This is a genomic window from Erwinia sp. STN24 (assembly GCF_041320675.1).
In the GTDB taxonomy this organism is placed as follows: domain Bacteria; phylum Pseudomonadota; class Gammaproteobacteria; order Enterobacterales; family Enterobacteriaceae; genus Erwinia; species Erwinia aeris.
Map to the genome: position 1 here is coordinate 56,885 of NZ_JBGGPM010000008.1, position 17,971 is coordinate 74,855.

The following is a 17,971-nucleotide window of genomic DNA, read 5'->3' on the forward strand; positions in this document are numbered from 1 at the left end:
CCGTCCCGTTACGCGTTGCGATTCAGCCAGGCCATATACTCGGCCACGCCTTCTGCCACGGTTTTAAACGGCTTATCGTAGCCCGCCGCGCGCAGTTTGGTCAGGTCCGCCAGCGTATAGGCCTGGTAACGTCCTTTCAGTTTTTCCGGGAAAGGAATGTATTCGATCTGGCCTTTCTGATGGAAATTCAGCGCGGCGTCGGCCACTTCCTGGAAAGATTCGGCACGGCCGGTTCCGCAGTTAAAAATGCCGGAAACGCCGTTTTCCCAGAACCACAGATTGACGGCGGCGACGTCTTCCACATAGATAAAGTCGCGCTTAAAGTTATCGCTGCCTTCAAACAGTTTTGGATTTTCGCCGTTGTTCAGCTGGGTGTTCAGATGGAAAGCCACGCTCGCCATGCTGCCTTTATGCCCTTCGCGCGGGCCATACACGTTGAAGTAGCGGAAGCCGCAAATCTGCGACTGCGCTTCCGGCAGGATCTCACGTACATAGTGGTCAAACAGCATTTTGGAATAGCCGTAGACGTTCAGCGGCTGCTCATACTGACGCTCTTCGATAAAGTTATCGTTGCGGCCGCCGTAAGTCGCGGCGGAAGAGGCGTACAGGAAAGGGATCTGACGCTCAAGACAGTAGTGCAGCAGCTCTTTGGAGTACTGATAGTTGTTATCCATCATGTATTTGCCGTCCCACTCGGTGGTGGAAGAGCAGGCGCCTTCGTGGAAAACCGCCTCGACGTCGCCAAAGTCTTCATCGGCCAGAATGGCGATCAGGAAATCTTCTTTATCCATATAATCGGCAATATTCAGATCCGCCAGGTTGGCGAATTTGGTGCCGTCTTTCAGGTTGTCGACCACCAGAATATCGGTGTGGCCTTTGTCATTCAGCGCTTTGATGATGTTACTACCGATAAATCCCGCGCCGCCAGTGACGATAATCATGAGTTTTAACCTTTAAGAATGTGGGTGAAACACAAAGTTCACGCGCTAATGCCTGATATCATAACATCTCAGCCCGCCTCAAACAGCCGGATGACTCCGTAAGAGAAGGTAAATTCCGGCCGGAGGCGGCAAACTACTTCAGCTTTTCCGCGTCGGTCAGATAGCGTACTTTGCGGGTATAATCCTGGCCCTTGAACGTCAGCGGCGTATCAGGGGATTGCAAATATTTTTGCCATTCGTCCAGCGGGAACCCGCCGTGCGCGCCCACCACTTCTTTGGGAATGGCTGCTGTAGTGCCACCGATTTTTTTGGAAACCGGCCAGTTCATCCAGTCGCCCAGGTTGACCGTTTTCAGATCCAGCATATCCAGTAAGGCAGCCAGAGGCAGCTGATCGGTCGGCGGCTGGGAATCGTCCATCAGCTCCCATGTGTCCTGAAACAGCGTCAGCCACAGCGGACAAATACGTTTCCACGTCTGGTGCGTCGCGGCTAAAAAGGCGCCGTTAACGTGCTCGACGATAAAAGGACGCACGCTGTTGCGGTAGTAGGCGGGACGATTCTGTTCCGGCGCGTTCATCAGCTTGGCAATCATTTTGCCCTGGCGGAAGCTGGAGTAAATGTGTCCGTCCAGCATATTGATGACCGGCATTTTCAGCAAATTCAGGTCTGAATCGATCATCAAAATACCTTCGGTACGCGCCTGTAGTGGCGCCTGAAGCTTGATTAAACGGCTGCGGTAAATCTGCTTATAACGATAGCTCTCTTCCCGCACGGGCACATCCAGCGTCACCACGCGCGTTTTCTCCGGCAGCTGGCCGAAAGCTTCGACAGGCTGGTCGCTGACGATGACGATTTCCTGTGCCGCAGGCGCGAAGCGCGAGGCGAACAGCGCGCTCAGCCTGGCCTCTTCAACAAAATCCGCGCCCGTACAAGGAATAACAACAGAGGTCACCGGGACAGCGCCCTGAACTTCTGGCTGTTGATACGAAATATTATGTCGTGCGCGAATATGCCGAAATCGGGGATTCAAAAATTCAAACATGCGATGAGTTTCCATAAGCCGCAGTTTTCAAAATGGTTTCCACGCCAGAGACGTAGTGCTCAATGGCATAGTGTTCTTTGACGTGCTGGTTTGCCTGGCGCAGAAGCTGCTGGCGCTTTTCAGCATCAAGCCACAGCGTTTCCATCTGTTTGAACAGGCCCTGCGTATCGCCATAATCAAACAGCAGGCCGGTTTTGTTATGCTCAATAAGCTCCGCCGTGCCGGTGACTTTTGAACCGATTACGGCGGTGTTGAGCAGCATGGCTTCCAACACCACGCGCGGCAGGCCTTCGCTTTTCGACGCCAGTATAAAAACGTCGAAAGCAGCCAGATAATCCAGCGGGTTGCTGCGAAAACCGGTAAAAATCACGCGATCCTGAATCCCGGCCTGCGCCGCCTGCTGCTGCAGTGCCGCCAGCTCCGGCCCTTCGCCCAATATCACCATACGCCAGTCGGCTTTGGGAAAAGCAGCGGCAAACTTCGCCAACGCCTGCAAGGTATGGTGATTGGATTTTCTGGCAATCAGCGAGCCGATACTGCCGAAAACAAAGGTATCGTCGGTTACGTCCGGCAGCTGCCGGCGCATGGCGGCCCGTTCCGGTAACGGTTGATAAATATCGATGGCGTTAAAAACGGTAAGGCATTTTTCCGCCGCTACGCCGTTGGCCAGCAACACTTCGCGTACGCCGTTGGAGACGGCGATAACCGCATCGGCGCGCCGGTTGACCATCGCAACCAGCTCGCGGTCCAGCACCGGCTCAATACGGCAGTGCTGCACCACGCTGACGGGCAGATCGCGGGCAGCCAGATAGCCTTCGGCGTTGGAGCCGGGCTGATTATTCATATACAACATATCGCTCTGTTGCTGAATAAGCAGCTGGCGAATAGCGAGGGCGTTGGGCCGGATGCGCCATAGCTTATCGACAAAACGTGTGGCTTTCAGCCGCAGGCCGCGATGGAAAAACACCAGCGAACGCAGCAGCTCTTTAAGCAGCTTCGCCCAGCGCGGCTGTTTGCGCTGGGCAATAAAGGTAACGGGGATAGCCAGCGAAGCCAGCACCTGCTCAATGGAATCCCCGCTGCCGCGCCGGTAGTTATGGTAAAAGCAGCAGCGGATATCAAACTGGCTGCGATCGATACGCTTCAGCAGCTCCAGCATACTGTTGGTGCCGCCGCCCCATTCATTGCCGGTATCCAGTAACAGAATTTTTTTACGCTGTGGCGCCATCATGCCGCTTCCAGACTCGTTTAGCCGACGTGATGCGGCATGAAGATTAATCGTTGCCCAGTTCCAGCTTCAGGCCGGAAAAGTAAGTATTGATATAGCGGACGCCCGCGCTGTCGGCGAGGCTTTCCGTTATGGCGTTCAGCGCGCGGCTGGCCGGCACAAATTCAGGCTTGCCCGGGCAGGCTTTCACGCCCTTGAACGGATTACGCGGCGGCGTCGGTTTCGCGACGGTCGGCGGCGCCTGACGGCCTGCGTTTTGTGGCTCGTTCAGCAGCTGACCCGGACTGACCAGCGTGATATCGGCTGGCAGCGTCGGCAGCATCTGTTGCAGTACTTTCACCGTAGTCGGGTGTGGGTGCCCAATAGCAATCGCGGAGCCGTCGCGCTGGGCCAGATGCACCGCGCGCAAAAACTGTTTGCGAATATCGGCTTCGTTTTGCGTATCGTCCAGAAAGACGCGGCGCTTAATCACTTTAACGCTGGTGCCCGCTGCGGCACGGGTCGATTGACTGTTGCCGATGGTCATGCTGTCGAGAAAATAAAAGTTGTAGTGGTTCAGCACCTGCATCACTTTCTGCATGCCCGGCAGGCTGGAAGTCATCGCGCTGCCCATATGGTTGTTCAGCCCCACGGCGTAGGGAACTTTAGCCACGGCCTCCCGGATAATCCGCTCTACCTCTTCGCTGGACATGTCCGGGCGCAGCGTGTTTTTTTCCAGCGGCTGTTTGCTGAGCGGCGCCATCGGCAGATGGATCAGCACCTCATGTCCCCGCTGGTGGGCTTTCGTTGCCATTTCATGAGCATGGGTAGCGTCCGGCAATACCGCCACGGAAATGGCTGCCGGCATTTGTAATACCTGGTTTTCCTGCGCCGGACGATAGCCAAAATCGTCAATGACGATAGCGAGTTTACCCGCGTGCGCCGAACAGGCCATCAGCAGACCCGTCAGCGCGCCGCTGAATTTATAAAGATAAGACAAAAGTTATTTTCCCAACCACGGAAGTGGATTAACGGCCTGTCCCTGGCGGCGGATTTCAAAATAGAGCGAAGGCGTGCCGCGCCCGCCGCTGGTGCCGACCAGCGCAATCGGCTGGCCTGCCCTGACCTGAGCGCCCACGCTGACCAGCGCGCTCTGATTGTAGCCATACAGGCTCATATCGCCTTTGCCATGTTCCACCACCACCACCAGACCATAGCCCTGTAGCCAGTCCGCCATCAGCACGCGACCGTCGGCAACGGCTTTGACTTCCCGGCCTTCCGGCGCGTCGATCACCAGTCCTTTCCAGCGCAGTTCACCCTGCAACTGCTCGCCGAAACGGTGCTCAAGGGTGCCGCGCACTGGCCACAGCAGCTGGCCGCCGGGCCTGCCCAGACCGCCGGTTCTCGCCATCAGCGAGCGCTCGCCCTCGGTAGGTTTATAGGTGGTGCCTTTGCTTTTAGCCTGCGCCTCACGTTCGCGCACGCGCTGCGCTTCTTTGGCCTCTTTTTCGGCTCTGGCGCGGGCTTCCCGCTCCGCTTTGGCGATCTTATCGCGCAGGCGGCTCTCGTTCGCCCGCATCTCTTCCAGCTGCGCCTGGTCTTTCTCCAGCGAGGATTCCAGCGTGGTCAGCGTTTTCTGGCGCGCCGCACGAGCGCTTTCCAGCTTCTGCTGCTGGACTTCCTGCTGCGAAAGCATCGCTTTCTGCTTCGCCTGCTTGTCGACCAGCGAGGTTTTCTGGGAAGAGAGATCGCTGCGCGTTTTTTTCAGATCGTCGATCGATTTCTGGCGCGCATCGTTCAGGTAGCCAAAGTAGGCCAGGATACGTTCGCTACGCTGGCTCTCTTCGCTGCTCAGCAGCAGCTGTAAACCGTTGTGCTGGCCCTGGCGAAAGGCGGCGTCCAGCTGCTCGGCCAGCATTTTTTCCTGCTTCGCCTGCTGGGTTTGCAGTTTGCCGATCGAGGCGGTAAGCGCCGCGATCTCGCCATTGAGCGCGCCAAGCGTACGCTGGGTTTCACGCAGCTGTCGGCTGGCCTGGGCAATGATTTTTTCCTGGCTTTGCAGCTGATCGAGCAGCTTGCTGCGCTGCTGTTTTTGCTGCTGAACGCTTTTTTCTTTGGCGGCGATATCGGCACGCAGGCTGGAGAGCGCGGATTTCGTGTCGTCTGCGTGGCCGATAGCGGGCAGCAGAAGCAGGCCAGCGCAAAACAGGCTGGCTGACAGCGTGAACATGCCCGATCGTAACGGGGGTGCAGAGGCCAATCCGTTAGCTGGGGTTCGTTGATATGAAACTGTCGCTTTTTCCCTCATAGGAGGAGGATTATTCCACGATGAACAGCGCCTTACCAGCCTCGCCGGCGGGTTTTGCGTTTCCATCGGTGACAAAGCGAGGCGGCTGGCCGGAAAGCGCAGACGCAAAGAGGGTCGCTGCGCAATTAATCGCCAGTCAGGATTACTGCGTTAACCTTCGGATCGAACGTTTATGACATAAGCCAATTTTTTTGGGAAATTTGCCGCAGAAAAAGCAACTCTGACGGCATCGCGTCTGTACATGAAACGCCTGGCAGGTATACTCAGAAGCCTTGTTTTCGCTTATTAACCCTTTCGGGAGTTGTTACCCCTCATGCAAGATATTATGCAGTTCGCAGGCAATCATACCCTTCTTAGTCTGGCATGGGTCGTCCTGCTGGTTTTGGTGATCGTGACCACTGTTAAGGGCATGTTCTCCAAGGTAAAAACCATCAGTCGCGGCGAAGCAACGCGTCTGATTAATAAAGAAGAAGCCGTGGTAGTGGACGTGCGCGGGCGCGATGACTTCCGTAAAGGCCATATTTCTAACGCGATCAACGTGCTGGCTGCCGATATCAAAAAGGGCAGCTTTGGCGAACTGGAAAAACACAAAACGAAGCCGGTTATCGTGGTGTGCGCTAACGGCGTTTCTGCAGCCGATCCTGCTGCGCAGCTGAACGCCGCCGGTTTTGAACAGGTTTTCATTCTGAAAGACGGCGTGGCTGGCTGGAGCGGTGAAAACCTTCCGCTGGTGCGTGGCAAATAATTTCTGGAGACGAAGGTATGGCAAACGTTGAGATCTACACCAAAGCAACCTGTCCTTTCTGTCATCGCGCCAAAGCGCTGCTGGCTCAGAAAGGCGTAGCGTTCCAGGAAATCGCTATCGACGGCGACGCTGAGAAGCGCGAAGAGATGATCAAACGCAGCGGCCGTACCACCGTTCCGCAGATTTTCATCGATGCACAGCATATTGGCGGCTGTGACGACCTCTATGCCCTCGAGGGCCGCCAGGGCCTCGACCCGCTGCTGCAGTAACGCGGGCAAGTGGCGCAATAACGGATTATTAACCCATAGGATTTTAAAATGTCAGAACAAAATAACACCGAGATGTCTTTCCAGATCCAGCGTATCTATACTAAAGACGTCTCTTTTGAAGCACCAAATGCGCCGCAGGTTTTCCAGAAAGAGTGGGAACCAGAAGTGAAACTGGATCTGGATACGGCATCCACTCTGCTGGCTGATGACGTATACGAAGTGGTTCTGCGCGTAACCGTGACCGCCACCGTGGGCGAAGATACGGCTTTCCTGTGCGAAGTGCAGCAGGCGGGCATCTTCTCCGTGGCCGGCATTGACGGCAACCAGATGGCGCATTGCCTGGGCGCATACTGCCCGAACATCCTGTTCCCTTATGCGCGCGAATGCATTACCAGCCTGGTTTCCCGTGGGACCTTCCCGCAGCTTAACCTGGCGCCGGTTAACTTTGACGCGCTGTTTATGAACTATCTGCAGCAGCAGTCAGGTGAAGGCGCCGCTCCGCAACAGGATGCATAATGCCTGCCTCAATGAGTGTACTCGGTGCCGGCTCGTACGGCACCGCCCTGGCTATCACGCTGGCCCGTAACGGACACGACGTGGTGATGTGGGGCCATAACCCACAGCATCTGGCGCAGCTCCAGGCTGACCGCTGCAATGCGGCTTTTCTGCCCGATGTTCCTTTTCCCGATTCGCTGAGCCTTGAGAGCGACCTGGCGACGGCTATTGCCGCCAGCCGCGATCTGCTGGTGGTTGTGCCCAGCCATGTGTTCGGCGATCTGTTACAACAAATTAAACCGCACCTGCGCAGCGACTCCCGCATTGTCTGGGCCACCAAAGGGCTTGAAAAAGAGACCGGGCGGCTGCTGCAGGACGTGGCGCGCGAAATCCTGGGTGACGATCTGCCGCTGGCGATTGTGTCCGGCCCGACCTTTGCCAAAGAGCTGGCGGCGGGCATGCCGACGGCGATCGCGCTGGCCGCGACGGATGCCGAATTTGCCGACGATTTACAGCAGCTGCTCCACTGCGGCAAAAGCTTTCGCGTTTATAACAACCCAGATTTCACCGGCGTGCAGCTTGGCGGCGCGGTAAAAAACGTTATCGCCATCGGCGCGGGTATTTCTGACGGTATCGGCTTTGGCGCCAACGCCAGAACGGCGCTGATTACCCGGGGCCTGGCGGAGATGACCCGGCTGGGCGTAGCGCTGGGGGCCGATCCCGCCACCTTTATGGGCATGGCGGGACTGGGCGATCTGGTGCTGACCTGTACCGATAATCAGTCGCGCAATCGCCGCTTCGGCATGATGCTGGGGCAGGGAATGGACGTGACGGCGGCGCAAAATACTATCGGGCAGGTAGTGGAAGGATTCCGAAATACCAAAGAGGTGAGGGCGCTGGCCGCACGCTGCGGCGTGGAGATGCCGATAACCGAGCAAATTTATCAGGTATTGTATTGCGAAAAGAACGCGCGGGAGGCAGCATTAAGCCTACTTGGGCGTACACGGAAAGACGAAAACAGCATCAGCTGAGACAGGGAAGCGCCGCAGTATTCTGTTATTTGATGGGGAGTAGAGTAATGCCGTGTGTAGAGCCCGGGGTGGTCTGGGATTATATCAAAGAGGAAGCGCGGGCGCTGGCGGAAGGCGAGCCGATGCTGGCCAGTTTTTACCACGCTACCTTGTTAAAGCACGATGATCTGGGGAGCGCGCTGAGCTATATGCTGGCTAACAAGCTGGCTAACCCAATCATGCCCGCTATCGCCATCCGCGAGATCGTCCAGGAGGCCTATAAGCAGGACGCCTCTATGATCCAGTCGGCCGCCTGCGACATTCAGGCCGTACGCCAGCGCGATCCCGCCATTGATAAATACTCTACGCCCCTGCTCTATCTGAAAGGGTTTCATGCTCTACAGGCTTACCGTATCGGCCACTGGCTGTGGAATGAAGGCCGCCGTGCGCTGGCCATCTATCTGCAAAACGAAATCTCTGTCTCTTTTGCCGTGGATATTCATCCGGCCGCGAAGATCGGGCGCGGCATCATGCTCGACCACGCCACAGGCATTGTCGTGGGCGAAACCGCCGTGATTGAAGATGATGTTTCTATCCTGCAATCAGTGACGCTGGGCGGTACAGGCAAGACCAGCGGCGACCGTCATCCTAAAATCCGCGAAGGCGTGATGATTGGCGCAGGCGCGAAAGTGCTGGGCAATATTGAAGTGGGACGCGGTGCCAAAATCGGCGCCGGTTCCGTGGTGCTACAGCCCGTGCCGCCGCATACCACGGCGGCCGGCGTACCGGCGCGCATCGTCGGCAAACCCAGTAGCGACAAACCGTCAATGGAGATGGATCAGCACTTCAACGGTATGGTGCCGGGCTTTGAGTTCGGCGACGGTATTTAGCTTTTAATCAGCGCGCCCGCATAGTCCAGCTGGCGCCACGCTTCATAAACCACCACGGAAACCGCATTCGACAGGTTCATGCTGCGGCTGTCCGGCTGCATTGGAATACGAATTTTCTGCGCCGCAGGCAGCGCGTCCAGGATCTCTTTGGGCAGGCCGCGCGTTTCCGGGCCGAATAGCAAATAATCCCCTTTCTGATAGCTTACGGCGCTGTGCGCGGGCGTGCCCTTGGTGGTCAACGCAAACAGGCGCTGCGGCTGTTCGGCTGCCAGAAAAGCCGCATAGTCGGCGTGACGCTGGATGGCGGTGAATTCATGGTAATCCAGACCAGCCCGGCGCAGACGCTTATCATCCCAGGTAAAACCCAGCGGCTCAATCAGATGCAGGCGAAAGCCTGTATTGGCACACAGACGAATAATATTGCCCGTGTTTGGGGGGATTTCAGGTTCAAAAAGTACGATATTCAGCATCAGCAGCGGCCCTCGTTCACAAGGGCCGCAGCATAGCAAATTCAGCTGTTGCTGGTATAGAGCGGCAGCCAGAGCGTCAGTCGCAGTCCGCCAAGCGGGCTGTCATCTGCTTTCACCCAGCCGCGATGTTGCTGAATGGCGGTTTCCACAATCGCCAGCCCCAGGCCGGTGCCGCCAGATTCACGGTCGCGCGCCTCGTCGGTACGGTAAAACGGCCGGAAAATCTGCTCGCGATCTTCCGCGCTGACGCCCGGGCCATCATCATCCACATGGATGGTAATACCCTGTTTATCCACGGAAAAGCTGACTACGATACGGCTATGAGAATAGCGCAGCGCGTTACGAACGATATTTTCCAGCGCACTATCCAGCGCGCTCGGGTTGCCGTAAAGCGGCCACGGCCCTGGCGGATAGGGGACTTCCAGCGTTTTGCCCATCTGCTCCGCTTCAAACCGGGCGTCGTCCAGCACGCCTGACCAGAGATGATTGGCCTTCATGGCTTCGCTGACCAGCGCGTTCTTATGCTGGGTGCGCGACAGCACCAGCAGATCGTTGATCATGCCGTCCAGCCTTTGCGCCTCCATCTCAATGCGCTGTAGCTCTTTACCTTCACCCTGGCGACGACGCATCAGCGCGGTAGCCAGCTGTAATCGCGTCAGCGGCGTGCGCAGCTCGTGCGAGATATCGGACAACAGACGCTGCTGCGCGGTCATCATTCGCTCCAGCGCGCTCACCATCTGGTTGAAGCTGGAACCGGCGGCGAGAAACTCCTGCGGGCCAGATTCGAGCTCAGGGCGTTGCCGCAGATTGCCGGCGGCCACGTCATCGGCCGCGTGTTTCAGTTTGCGCGCCGGTTTCGCCAGGCTCCACGCCAGCCAGAGCAGCAGCGGCGAGCTGATCAGCATGGTGACTATCAGCAGCAGCAGCGGGCGGTCAAACAGCAGGTTGATAAAATCCAGCTGCGAACTGCCGGCAGGCCTGATCAGATAGAGCTGATAGCTGTCTTCGCCATCGCGCACGGAAAACGGCCCGAGCATCTCTGTGCGGCCATATTTCTTTTTCTGCGGGTGATCGGCGTTATCGGACTGGCCGATAAAGTTACGGATAACCTGCATCTCGTTATGCTGCGCGCCGATGACACGGCCTTCGCTCGTCACCAGCAGCAGGCGCTGACCCGGCGGTGCCCACTTGTCGATGGCGCGAAACAGCCTGCGCCACCACATTAAATCGTTGGGCGGATCCTGCATCAGCTCCGCCTCGACGTGTTGTTCTATCATGGTGCCCTGCCGCTGCTCATTATCAAGCAGCGGCGTCATCTGACGGGTATCCAGTTTGGGCACCATCAGCACCAGCATCAGCACCAGCGCCAGGGTCAGCCAAAAAATGGCAAAGATGCGGGTAGTCAGGCTCGATATCATGTAGCGGAGACCATCAGATAGCCCCGACCGCGCAGCGTTTTAAACCAGGGATGTCCATCCTTGCGGTCCGGCAGCTTGCGGCGCAGATTGGAAATATGCATATCGATGGCGCGGTCAAACGGCGTTAAGCGTTTGCCTAACACTTCCTGGCTCAGGTGTTCGCGAGAGACGACCTGGCCCAGATGCTGCGCGAGCAGATAGAGCAGCGTAAACTCGGTACCGGTTAAATCCAGCGTGACGTCGTCAAAGCTGGCCTCCTGACGCCCCGGATTCAGGCGCAGATGGTCAACCTCCAGCGTTGGGGAACCGCTGTCGTGCTGTTGCTGCTGTTCACTCCAGTTGGAGCGGCGTAAAATTGCGCGTATGCGGGCCACCAGTTCGCGATCGTTGAAGGGCTTAGGCAGATAGTCATCCGCGCCCAGTTCCAGCCCCAGAACGCGATCCAGCTCGCTACCGCGCGCGGTCAGCATGATAACCGGCGTTTGATGCTGCTGACGCAGCTCTTTCAGGGTATCAATACCGTTCTTTTTGGGCATCATAACGTCGAGAAGTAACAGATCGACAGAACTATCCAACAGGGCCAGTGCCTGTTCGCCGTCGCCAGCTACCAGTACGTCGAACCCTTCCATTTCAAGCAATTCTTTCAATAGCGAAGTCAATTCGCGATCGTCGTCAACCAACAGGATTTTATTCATTTTTTATCGCCCTCCACAGGCAAAATACCGTGAACGAATGCCCGCAATCCATGACTTTACGTAGTTTTACACCCCCTGACGCATGTTTGCAGCTGCCCCCGTAGACTGATTTTCGTTGAATCGAAATATGGAAACCAACCTGGGAGTTAACGATGCGCAAAGTTACCGCCGTCGTTGTGGTTCCGGCGCTGATACTCAGCTTCTCCGCCGCATGGGCTACAGATGTGACGACGTTTGACGAGATGCATCGGGGTAGTGCAGTGCCAGGCAGTATGGCGCAAGTTCCGCAAAACCACATGTTTGATGGCATCGATCTTACCGAACAGCAGCGCCAGCAGTTACGGGATCTGATGCAGCAGGCTCGTCATGAGCGTTCTCCCATAAGTATTAACGATTTAGAACAGCTGCACGCAATGATTATTGCAGATAAATTTGATGAGGCGGCCTATAAAGCCCGCGTCGACAAAATTGCTCAGGCTGAAGTAGCACGGCAGGTAGAGATGGCGCGAGTGCGCTACCAGATGTATCACCTGCTGACGCCGACGCAGCAAGCCGTTCTGAATCAGAAGCATCAGCAGCGCATAAACGAAATGCGCCGCCTGACGGAAGCGCAGCACGTTACACCGCTGCAGGCTGTAAGTAGCACAGGCAGTAACCAGTAGCAGAATATCCCTTTTTTCCTTGCCATAGACACCATCCCTGTCTTCCCCCACATGATGTGGGGGTTTTTTTATCAGGCTTTTCACACTTCCCGCCTCTGATGATTTCTCAAAAAACCTTCATTACAGCCGCTTGTCTTCCGATCACGTGAAAGGATAACCCCAATAACTCCATATAGAGTTACTGGTCGAGCTGGGGCAGGACATTCCTGCCGTGGCCACTGTAGGCACGCTGGCTAAAAACCCTGACTTCGCGGGCTATACGTGGGCGCTGGTGGAGGTGGATATACTTCGTTTGCTGGGCGGCGCTGAAAAAATTAACGTTACCTTGCCTAAGTCTCTTATTGACCGGATCGATCGTTTCGTTGCCAGGCACCCGGCGTTTAAAAGCCGCTCGGGCTTTCTGGCTCAGGCAGCGTTAGAGCGTATTAGCGCATCACAATAGACGCTGTTAAACAGCATCCGGAAAAGGTTTTTTAATGAGACCAGGATGCGTTTTTTTTAATATAAATATCTTTATCAATGAGTTAATTTTGACTGGTTAATGCCACCCCTGTCTTTCCCCTCATGATAACGGGGCTTTTTTTGCCCGAAATCCGGTATACTTAAGCCACTGTCCTGAACGGAGTGCGATATGGCACAGCATTATGCGCGCCTGGTTAACTCTGCCGCTCTGGCGGCTACGGCTCTGGCTTCTCTGTTACTTCTGGTGAAGATTTTCGCCTGGTGGTATACCGGCTCGGTCAGCCTGCTGGCGGCGCTGGTGGATTCTCTGGTGGATATTGCTGCCTCGCTGACTAACCTCTTTGTGGTGCGCTACTCTCTGCAACCTGCCGATGAGGAACATACCTTCGGACACGGCAAGGCCGAATCGCTGGCCGCGCTCGCGCAAAGCATGTTTATCTCCGGCTCCGCGCTTTTCCTCTTCCTGACGGGATTACAACATCTGTCGACGCCTGCCGGGATGCGTGCGCCGTTGGTTGGGGTTATCGTCACGCTTATTGCGCTCTTTTCTACGCTACTTCTGGTCGCTTTTCAGCGCTGGGTGGTGCGCAAAACCCACAGCCTCGCCATTCGCGCCGATATGCTTCACTATCAATCTGACGTTATTATGAACGGCGCCATCCTGATAGCGCTGGGATTGAGCTGGTATGGCTTTAAACGCGCCGATGCGCTGTTTGCGTTGGGTATCGGCGTCTGGATCCTCTATAACGCGCTGCGGATGGGGTACGAAGCAGTACAGCTGCTGTTGGACAGGGCGCTGCCGGAGTCAGAGAAGGCAGAAATTGCGACCATTGCCGGCCAGTGGCCCGGTGTGGAAGGCGTACACGATATCCGCACGCGTCTTTCCGGCCCGACGCGTTTTATTCAGCTGCATCTGGAACTAAAAGACCATCTGACGCTGTTTCAGGCGCACCTGATTGCGGAAGAAGTTGAACGAGCGTTGCTGAAAGCTTTTCCCGGTTCTGATATTACTATTCACCAGGATCCCTGCTCGGTAGTACCTGAAAAGGAGCTGAATGGGCTATGATTTTCAGAGAGTTAAAAGAGTTACCCGAAAATTGCCTGAAAGAGTTATTTTGCGATGGAAAAATAGCAGAATGATCTCTGACCTGAATCAATTCAGCTAAAAGGCTTTGATATACTATTGCCAACATTAGTCGATCGCTCGCGTACGCCGATCCCCCAAGGCGTTCAGAATTTAAAATTTGCATTAACAAGTTCAGAGGTTGTCATGATCAAAAAAATCGGTGTACTGACAAGCGGCGGTGACGCGCCTGGCATGAATGCAGCTATTCGGGGTGTCGTTCGTGCGGCGCTGAGTGAAAATCTTGAAGTTTTTGGTATTTATGACGGCTACCTGGGATTATATGAAGACCGCATGGTAAATCTGGATCGCTACAGCGTTTCCGATATGATCAACCGCGGCGGTACTTTCCTGGGGTCGGCGCGTTTCCCGGAGTTCCGCGAAGAGTCCGTTCGTGCCGTGGCCATTGAGAACATGAAAAAGCGCGGGATTGATGCGCTGGTGGTCATTGGCGGCGATGGCTCCTATATGGGCGCCAAAAGGCTGACGGAGATGGGCTTTCCCTGCATCGGCCTGCCGGGCACCATCGATAACGACGTAGCCGGTACGGATTACACTATCGGCTACTTTACCGCGCTGGAAACGGTGGTAGAGGCCATTGACCGCCTGCGCGATACCTCTTCTTCCCATCAGCGTATCTCTATTGTCGAAGTGATGGGCCGCTACTGCGGCGATCTGACGCTGGCGGCAGCGATCGCGGGCGGCTGCGAATTTATCGTCCTGCCGGAAATTCCGTTTACCCGCGAAGAGCTGGTGCAGGAAATCAAAGCGGGCATCGCTAAAGGTAAAAAGCACGCGATTGTGGCGATTACCGAGCACATTTGCGATATCGACGAGCTGGCGAAATATATCGAATCCGAAACCAAACGCGAAACCCGCTCGACGGTGCTGGGCCACATTCAGCGCGGCGGCGCGCCGGTAGCCTATGACCGCATTCTGGCTTCACGGATGGGCGCCTACTCTATCGAGCTGCTGCTTCAGGGCTACGGCGGCCGCTGCGTCGGTATTCAGAATGAGAAGATGGTGCATCACGATATTATTGACGCCATTGAGAATATGAAGCGTCCATTTAAAGGCGACTGGCTGGATACGGCTAAACGTCTTTATTAAATCGTAATGACTTTTCAGGCGCTGCCCGTCAGCGCCTTTATTATGCAAAGTGATATTCCATTCAGTTATTACAGCTATCTTTTAATTCTTTAAGTCAGCAGTCACTTTGTGTCACGCTCTCTGCCAGAAAAAACCTTTGGGAGCGCGCATAATGAAAAAGTGGAGCATCGGATTAACCCTGCTGCTGGCTTCAACCAGTGTTCTGGCAAAAGATATCCAGCTGTTAAACGTCTCTTACGATCCTACCCGTGAGCTTTACGAGCAGTACAACAAAGCTTTCAGCGCGCACTATAAGCAGGAAACAGGCGATAACGTGGTGATCCGTCAGTCGCATGGCGGCTCCGGCAAGCAGGCGACCTCCGTGATTAACGGCATTCGCGCCGATGTGGTGACGCTGGCGCTGGCTTCCGACGTGGACGCTATTGCCGAGCGCGGACGCATCGACAAAAACTGGATCAAGCGTTTGCCGGAAAACTCCGCCCCTTATACTTCCACCATTGTGTTCCTGGTCCGCAAGGGCAACCCAAAACAGATCCACGACTGGCAGGATTTGACGAAGCCTGGCGTTTCCGTGATCACGCCAAACCCAAAAACCTCTGGCGGCGCGCGCTGGAACTATCTGGCTGCCTGGGGCTGGGCGCTGGACAAAAACAACGGCGACAACGACAAGGCGCTGGCCTATATCAAGGCGCTGTTTAAGAATGTTGAAGTACAGGATTCCGGCGCACGCGGCGCAACCAATACTTTTGTTGAACGCGGCATCGGCGACGTGCTGATCGCGTGGGAAAACGAAGCTTACCTGGCCGTCAACAAGCTTGGCAAAGACCAGTTTGAGATTGTGACGCCGAGCGAGTCGATTCTGGCCGAGCCGACGGTATCCGTTGTGGATAAAGTGGTCGACGAGCGCGATACCCGTAAAGTGGCCGATGCCTACCTGAAATACCTTTATTCGCCGGAAGGTCAGGATATCGCGGCGCAAAACTATTATCGTCCGCGCGATCCGGCAGTGGCGAAAAAATATGCCGACAAATTCGCGCCGGTGAAGCTGTTTACCATCGACGATCCTAAGTTCGGCGGCTGGGCCAAAGCGCAGAAAACGCATTTTGCGGATGGCGGCACCTACGACAAAGCCATGCAGCGTTAATATCTTCAGAATGCTGACAGAGGGTGAGTTTGTCATCAGTCAGAAGCCAGTCATCCGACTGGCTTTTGTTTTCTTCGTTATATCCTGCTGATTCCAAAAAGCTTCCGCCAAATAGTCACGCGTGTTGATTATTTAGCATGACCTTTAGCAACGATTCGTTTACATTATGCGCAATTTAACGCGCAGAGGTTGTTGTCATGCAGGGAGGAACGCGTGTCCTGATTATGGGCATCGTGGCGTCCGTGGCTGTTATTGCAGGCTGCAAGGCGCTCAGTTTTAAACACAATGCCAATGCATTATGGAATATCGTCAGCCAGCAGTGCGTACCCAATCAGCAACAAAACAACGATCCGGCGCCCTGCCGCATTGTAGATTTGCGCAACGGCTACGTGGTGATGAAAGATCGGGAAGGGCCGCTACAGTTCCTGTTAATGCCCGTGAAAAAGCTTGCCGGTATCGAAAGTCCGGAGCTGCTTAATCCTTTTGCTCCTAACTATTTTGCCGAGGCCTGGCACGCGCGTCACTATATGGAAGAGCGTCGCGGCTCGCCGGTAGACGACAGCGCGGTAGCGTTAAGCATTAACTCGCAGCGCGGCAGAACGCAAAATCAGCTGCATATTCATATCTCCTGCCTGCGTCCGGATATCCGGCGGCGGCTGGACAGCCTGAACAGCTCGCTAAGCGAGAAATGGCAGTCGGCGCAGTTGGGTAAGCATGAGTATCAGATCAGGATAGTGAGCCGTGACGAACTGAAAAAAACCAGTCCGTTTGTCCGCATTGCAAACGAGCTGCCGGGCGCGCGTGAGGAGATGGGGAAATACGGTATCGCGGTGGCGGCAATGCCGGGCGGGCGGCGGGTGCTGATGGTGATTAAGCGCAATCTGCTGCTGCTGAACCGGGGTTCGGCGGAAGAGCTTCAGGATCACAGCTGCGCTATTTTGCAGCCGTCATCCTGATTGTTATCAGACCGGAGTATTAGCCTGCTCCGGCTCATCATCCGCATATTCCGCCGTGGCTATCCAGGCGGCGCAGAACAGCGTCAGACGCGCGAAAAAGTAGAAGAAAGCCATCAGGCCAAGCACGGAGCCGAACGCCGCGCCGGAAGGTGAAGAAGCCAGCTTCGGCAACGTCATGGTCATAATGGCTTTAATCACCTCAAAGCCGATAGCGGCGAGCAGCGTCCCGCGGAACAGCGCCTTTTTACGCGGCTGGTGGCGCGGCAGGCGCCAGAAAATCCACAGAAACAGCAAATAGTTCGCCAGGATAGAGATGGTCAGGGCAATGGTGGTCATCGCCGGGCGCAGCCATTCGATACCGTCCAGCCCCAGCGCCCGCACGATGGCGTCCTGCGCCGCGCCAGCGACCGAAGTCAGCATGATGGTAATAAACAGCGCCAGCACCAGGCCTATCAGCGAGATAAAATCGCGGGTGTATTTGAAGTAAATCTTTTCTTTATCCTGCTGGTTACGTTCCCAGACGTCGCGCGACTGCGCGCGGACGGCTTCGCGCAGGTTGCCCATCCAGCTGATGCCGGAATAGAGCGCCACCAGCAGGCCGGTGATCCCCACGGTAGTGCGCTGCTCGACGGCCGTTTTCACGCTGTTTTTCAGCGTAGTGGCCAGCGTAGGATCGCTGATGCTGTTAACCATTCTGTCGATCAAATCCGTCAGCAGATCCTGATTGGAAGCGAGTACGAAACCCACACCCGCAAACGACACCATCAGAATGGGGATCAGCGAAAGAAAAGAAAAATAGGTGATCGCCGCGCCAAACTGGCTGCCCATGCGGTCGGTAAAGCGCTCCCCGGCGCGGATAAAATGCGCCACCGCCGGAATAGCCTGAAACCAGCTTACCAGACGGGAAACGCGCGTAATCGACTTATCAACGGTTTGATTGCCGGTTTTGATATTAATCAGCGGCTTTTCCGCTTTTTTCTCTTCGGGTTTATTTTCCTTCATGGATCCTTCTTCATATCCTTCA

General features: G+C 55.7%; 19 protein-coding genes and 1 pseudogene. 11 read left to right on the plus strand and 9 right to left on the minus strand.

All coding sequences use genetic code 11. From position 1 onward, the window contains the following. Nucleotides 1–8 precede the first annotated feature (8 nt). The 5 genes from rfaD to envC all read right to left on the minus strand — a co-directional run bounded on the left by rfaD (nt 9) and on the right by envC (nt 5,498). Nucleotides 9–941, minus strand: coding sequence for an ADP-glyceromanno-heptose 6-epimerase (gene rfaD / locus ACA373_RS20095; RefSeq protein ID WP_125290606.1), 933 nt, complete (start codon nt 939–941; stop codon nt 9–11). Between the two features lie 133 nt (nt 942–1,074). Further along, nucleotides 1,075–1,983 (minus strand): hypothetical protein, encoded by a 909-nt coding sequence (locus ACA373_RS20100; RefSeq protein WP_370734992.1) that lies wholly within the window; start codon nt 1,981–1,983, stop codon nt 1,075–1,077. Further along, nucleotides 1,976–3,211 (minus strand): glycosyltransferase, encoded by a 1,236-nt coding sequence (locus ACA373_RS20105; RefSeq protein ID WP_253461184.1) that lies wholly within the window; start codon nt 3,209–3,211, stop codon nt 1,976–1,978. The genes ACA373_RS20100 and ACA373_RS20105 overlap by 8 nt, the downstream gene beginning before the upstream one ends. Before the next feature lie 46 nt (nt 3,212–3,257). Beyond that, nucleotides 3,258–4,145 (minus strand): divergent polysaccharide deacetylase family protein, encoded by an 888-nt coding sequence (locus ACA373_RS20110; protein ID WP_301252505.1) that lies wholly within the window; start codon nt 4,143–4,145, stop codon nt 3,258–3,260. Nucleotides 4,146–4,193: 48 nt separating this feature from the next. Then, nucleotides 4,194–5,498 (minus strand): murein hydrolase activator EnvC, encoded by a 1,305-nt coding sequence (envC, locus tag ACA373_RS20115; protein WP_253457027.1) that lies wholly within the window; start codon nt 5,496–5,498, stop codon nt 4,194–4,196. 313 nt (nt 5,499–5,811) lie between these two features. On the opposite strand from envC, the gene ACA373_RS20120 reads away from it, so the two are divergent. Genes ACA373_RS20120 through cysE form a run of 5 tightly spaced genes read left to right on the plus strand, consistent with a single transcriptional unit; the run spans nt 5,812 to nt 8,907 of the window. Next, a complete protein-coding gene (locus tag ACA373_RS20120) occupies nt 5,812–6,243 on the plus strand; it encodes a rhodanese-like domain-containing protein (RefSeq protein WP_253457030.1) in 432 nt (143 codons plus the stop codon). A 17-nt stretch (nt 6,244–6,260) separates the two neighbouring features. Next, nucleotides 6,261–6,512 (plus strand): glutaredoxin 3, encoded by a 252-nt coding sequence (grxC, locus tag ACA373_RS20125; RefSeq protein WP_125290603.1) that lies wholly within the window; start codon nt 6,261–6,263, stop codon nt 6,510–6,512. Nucleotides 6,513–6,560: 48 nt separating this feature from the next. Beyond that, the gene (gene secB / locus ACA373_RS20130) at nt 6,561–7,028 is read left to right on the plus strand and encodes a protein-export chaperone SecB (RefSeq protein ID WP_125290602.1); all 468 of its coding nucleotides are present in this window, start codon (nt 6,561–6,563) and stop codon (nt 7,026–7,028) included. Next, the gene (gpsA, locus tag ACA373_RS20135) at nt 7,028–8,038 is read left to right on the plus strand and encodes an NAD(P)H-dependent glycerol-3-phosphate dehydrogenase (RefSeq protein ID WP_253457033.1); all 1,011 of its coding nucleotides are present in this window, start codon (nt 7,028–7,030) and stop codon (nt 8,036–8,038) included. The genes secB and gpsA overlap by 1 nt, the downstream gene beginning before the upstream one ends. A gap of 47 nt (nt 8,039–8,085) precedes the next feature. Next, nucleotides 8,086–8,907 carry a serine O-acetyltransferase gene (cysE, locus tag ACA373_RS20140; RefSeq protein WP_253457035.1) on the plus strand — a complete coding sequence of 274 codons (822 nt, stop codon included), beginning with the start codon at nt 8,086–8,088 and terminating at the stop codon, nt 8,905–8,907. Here the strand turns inward: cysE and trmL are convergent. Genes trmL through cpxR form a run of 3 tightly spaced genes read right to left on the minus strand, consistent with a single transcriptional unit; the run spans nt 8,904 to nt 11,490 of the window. Further along, nucleotides 8,904–9,377 carry a tRNA (uridine(34)/cytosine(34)/5-carboxymethylaminomethyluridine(34)-2'-O)-methyltransferase TrmL gene (gene trmL, locus ACA373_RS20145; protein ID WP_125290599.1) on the minus strand — a complete coding sequence of 158 codons (474 nt, stop codon included), beginning with the start codon at nt 9,375–9,377 and terminating at the stop codon, nt 8,904–8,906. The genes cysE and trmL overlap by 4 nt on opposite strands. Before the next feature lie 41 nt (nt 9,378–9,418). Further along, complete coding sequence (gene cpxA / locus ACA373_RS20150) at nt 9,419–10,795, minus strand: envelope stress sensor histidine kinase CpxA (RefSeq protein ID WP_125290598.1); 1,377 nt, start codon at nt 10,793–10,795, stop codon at nt 9,419–9,421. Then, a complete protein-coding gene (gene cpxR, locus ACA373_RS20155; protein ID WP_125290597.1) occupies nt 10,792–11,490 on the minus strand; it encodes an envelope stress response regulator transcription factor CpxR in 699 nt (232 codons plus the stop codon). The genes cpxA and cpxR overlap by 4 nt, the downstream gene beginning before the upstream one ends. Nucleotides 11,491–11,642: 152 nt before the next feature. On the opposite strand from cpxR, the gene cpxP reads away from it, so the two are divergent. The 6 genes and pseudogenes from cpxP (at nt 11,643) to ACA373_RS20185 (ending at nt 16,947) form a co-directional block, all read left to right on the plus strand. Beyond that, on the plus strand, nt 11,643–12,152 hold the full coding sequence (gene cpxP, locus ACA373_RS20160; protein WP_253457037.1) for a cell-envelope stress modulator CpxP: 510 nt from the start codon (nt 11,643–11,645) through the stop codon (nt 12,150–12,152). A gap of 169 nt (nt 12,153–12,321) precedes the next feature. Then, nucleotides 12,322–12,594: pseudogene (locus ACA373_RS20165) on the plus strand (type II toxin-antitoxin system HicB family antitoxin); the annotation flags it as partial. A 189-nt stretch (nt 12,595–12,783) separates the two neighbouring features. Beyond that, nucleotides 12,784–13,680, plus strand: coding sequence for a CDF family cation-efflux transporter FieF (gene fieF / locus ACA373_RS20170; protein ID WP_253457039.1), 897 nt, complete (start codon nt 12,784–12,786; stop codon nt 13,678–13,680). 204 nt (nt 13,681–13,884) lie between these two features. After that, a complete protein-coding gene (gene pfkA / locus ACA373_RS20175) occupies nt 13,885–14,847 on the plus strand; it encodes a 6-phosphofructokinase (protein WP_125290594.1) in 963 nt (320 codons plus the stop codon). Nucleotides 14,848–14,998: 151 nt separating this feature from the next. Then, nucleotides 14,999–15,991: a sulfate ABC transporter substrate-binding protein gene (locus ACA373_RS20180; protein WP_301252471.1), complete on the plus strand. Its 993-nt coding sequence runs from the start codon at nt 14,999–15,001 to the stop codon at nt 15,989–15,991. Between the two features lie 197 nt (nt 15,992–16,188). After that, complete coding sequence (locus tag ACA373_RS20185) at nt 16,189–16,947, plus strand: CDP-diacylglycerol diphosphatase (protein ID WP_253457043.1); 759 nt, start codon at nt 16,189–16,191, stop codon at nt 16,945–16,947. Between the two features lie 6 nt (nt 16,948–16,953). Here the strand turns inward: ACA373_RS20185 and yhjD are convergent, their stop codons facing one another. Next, nucleotides 16,954–17,949, minus strand: a complete 996-nt coding sequence (yhjD, locus tag ACA373_RS20190; RefSeq protein WP_253457045.1) for an inner membrane protein YhjD — start codon at nt 17,947–17,949, stop codon at nt 16,954–16,956. Nucleotides 17,950–17,971: the final 22 nt, after the last annotated feature.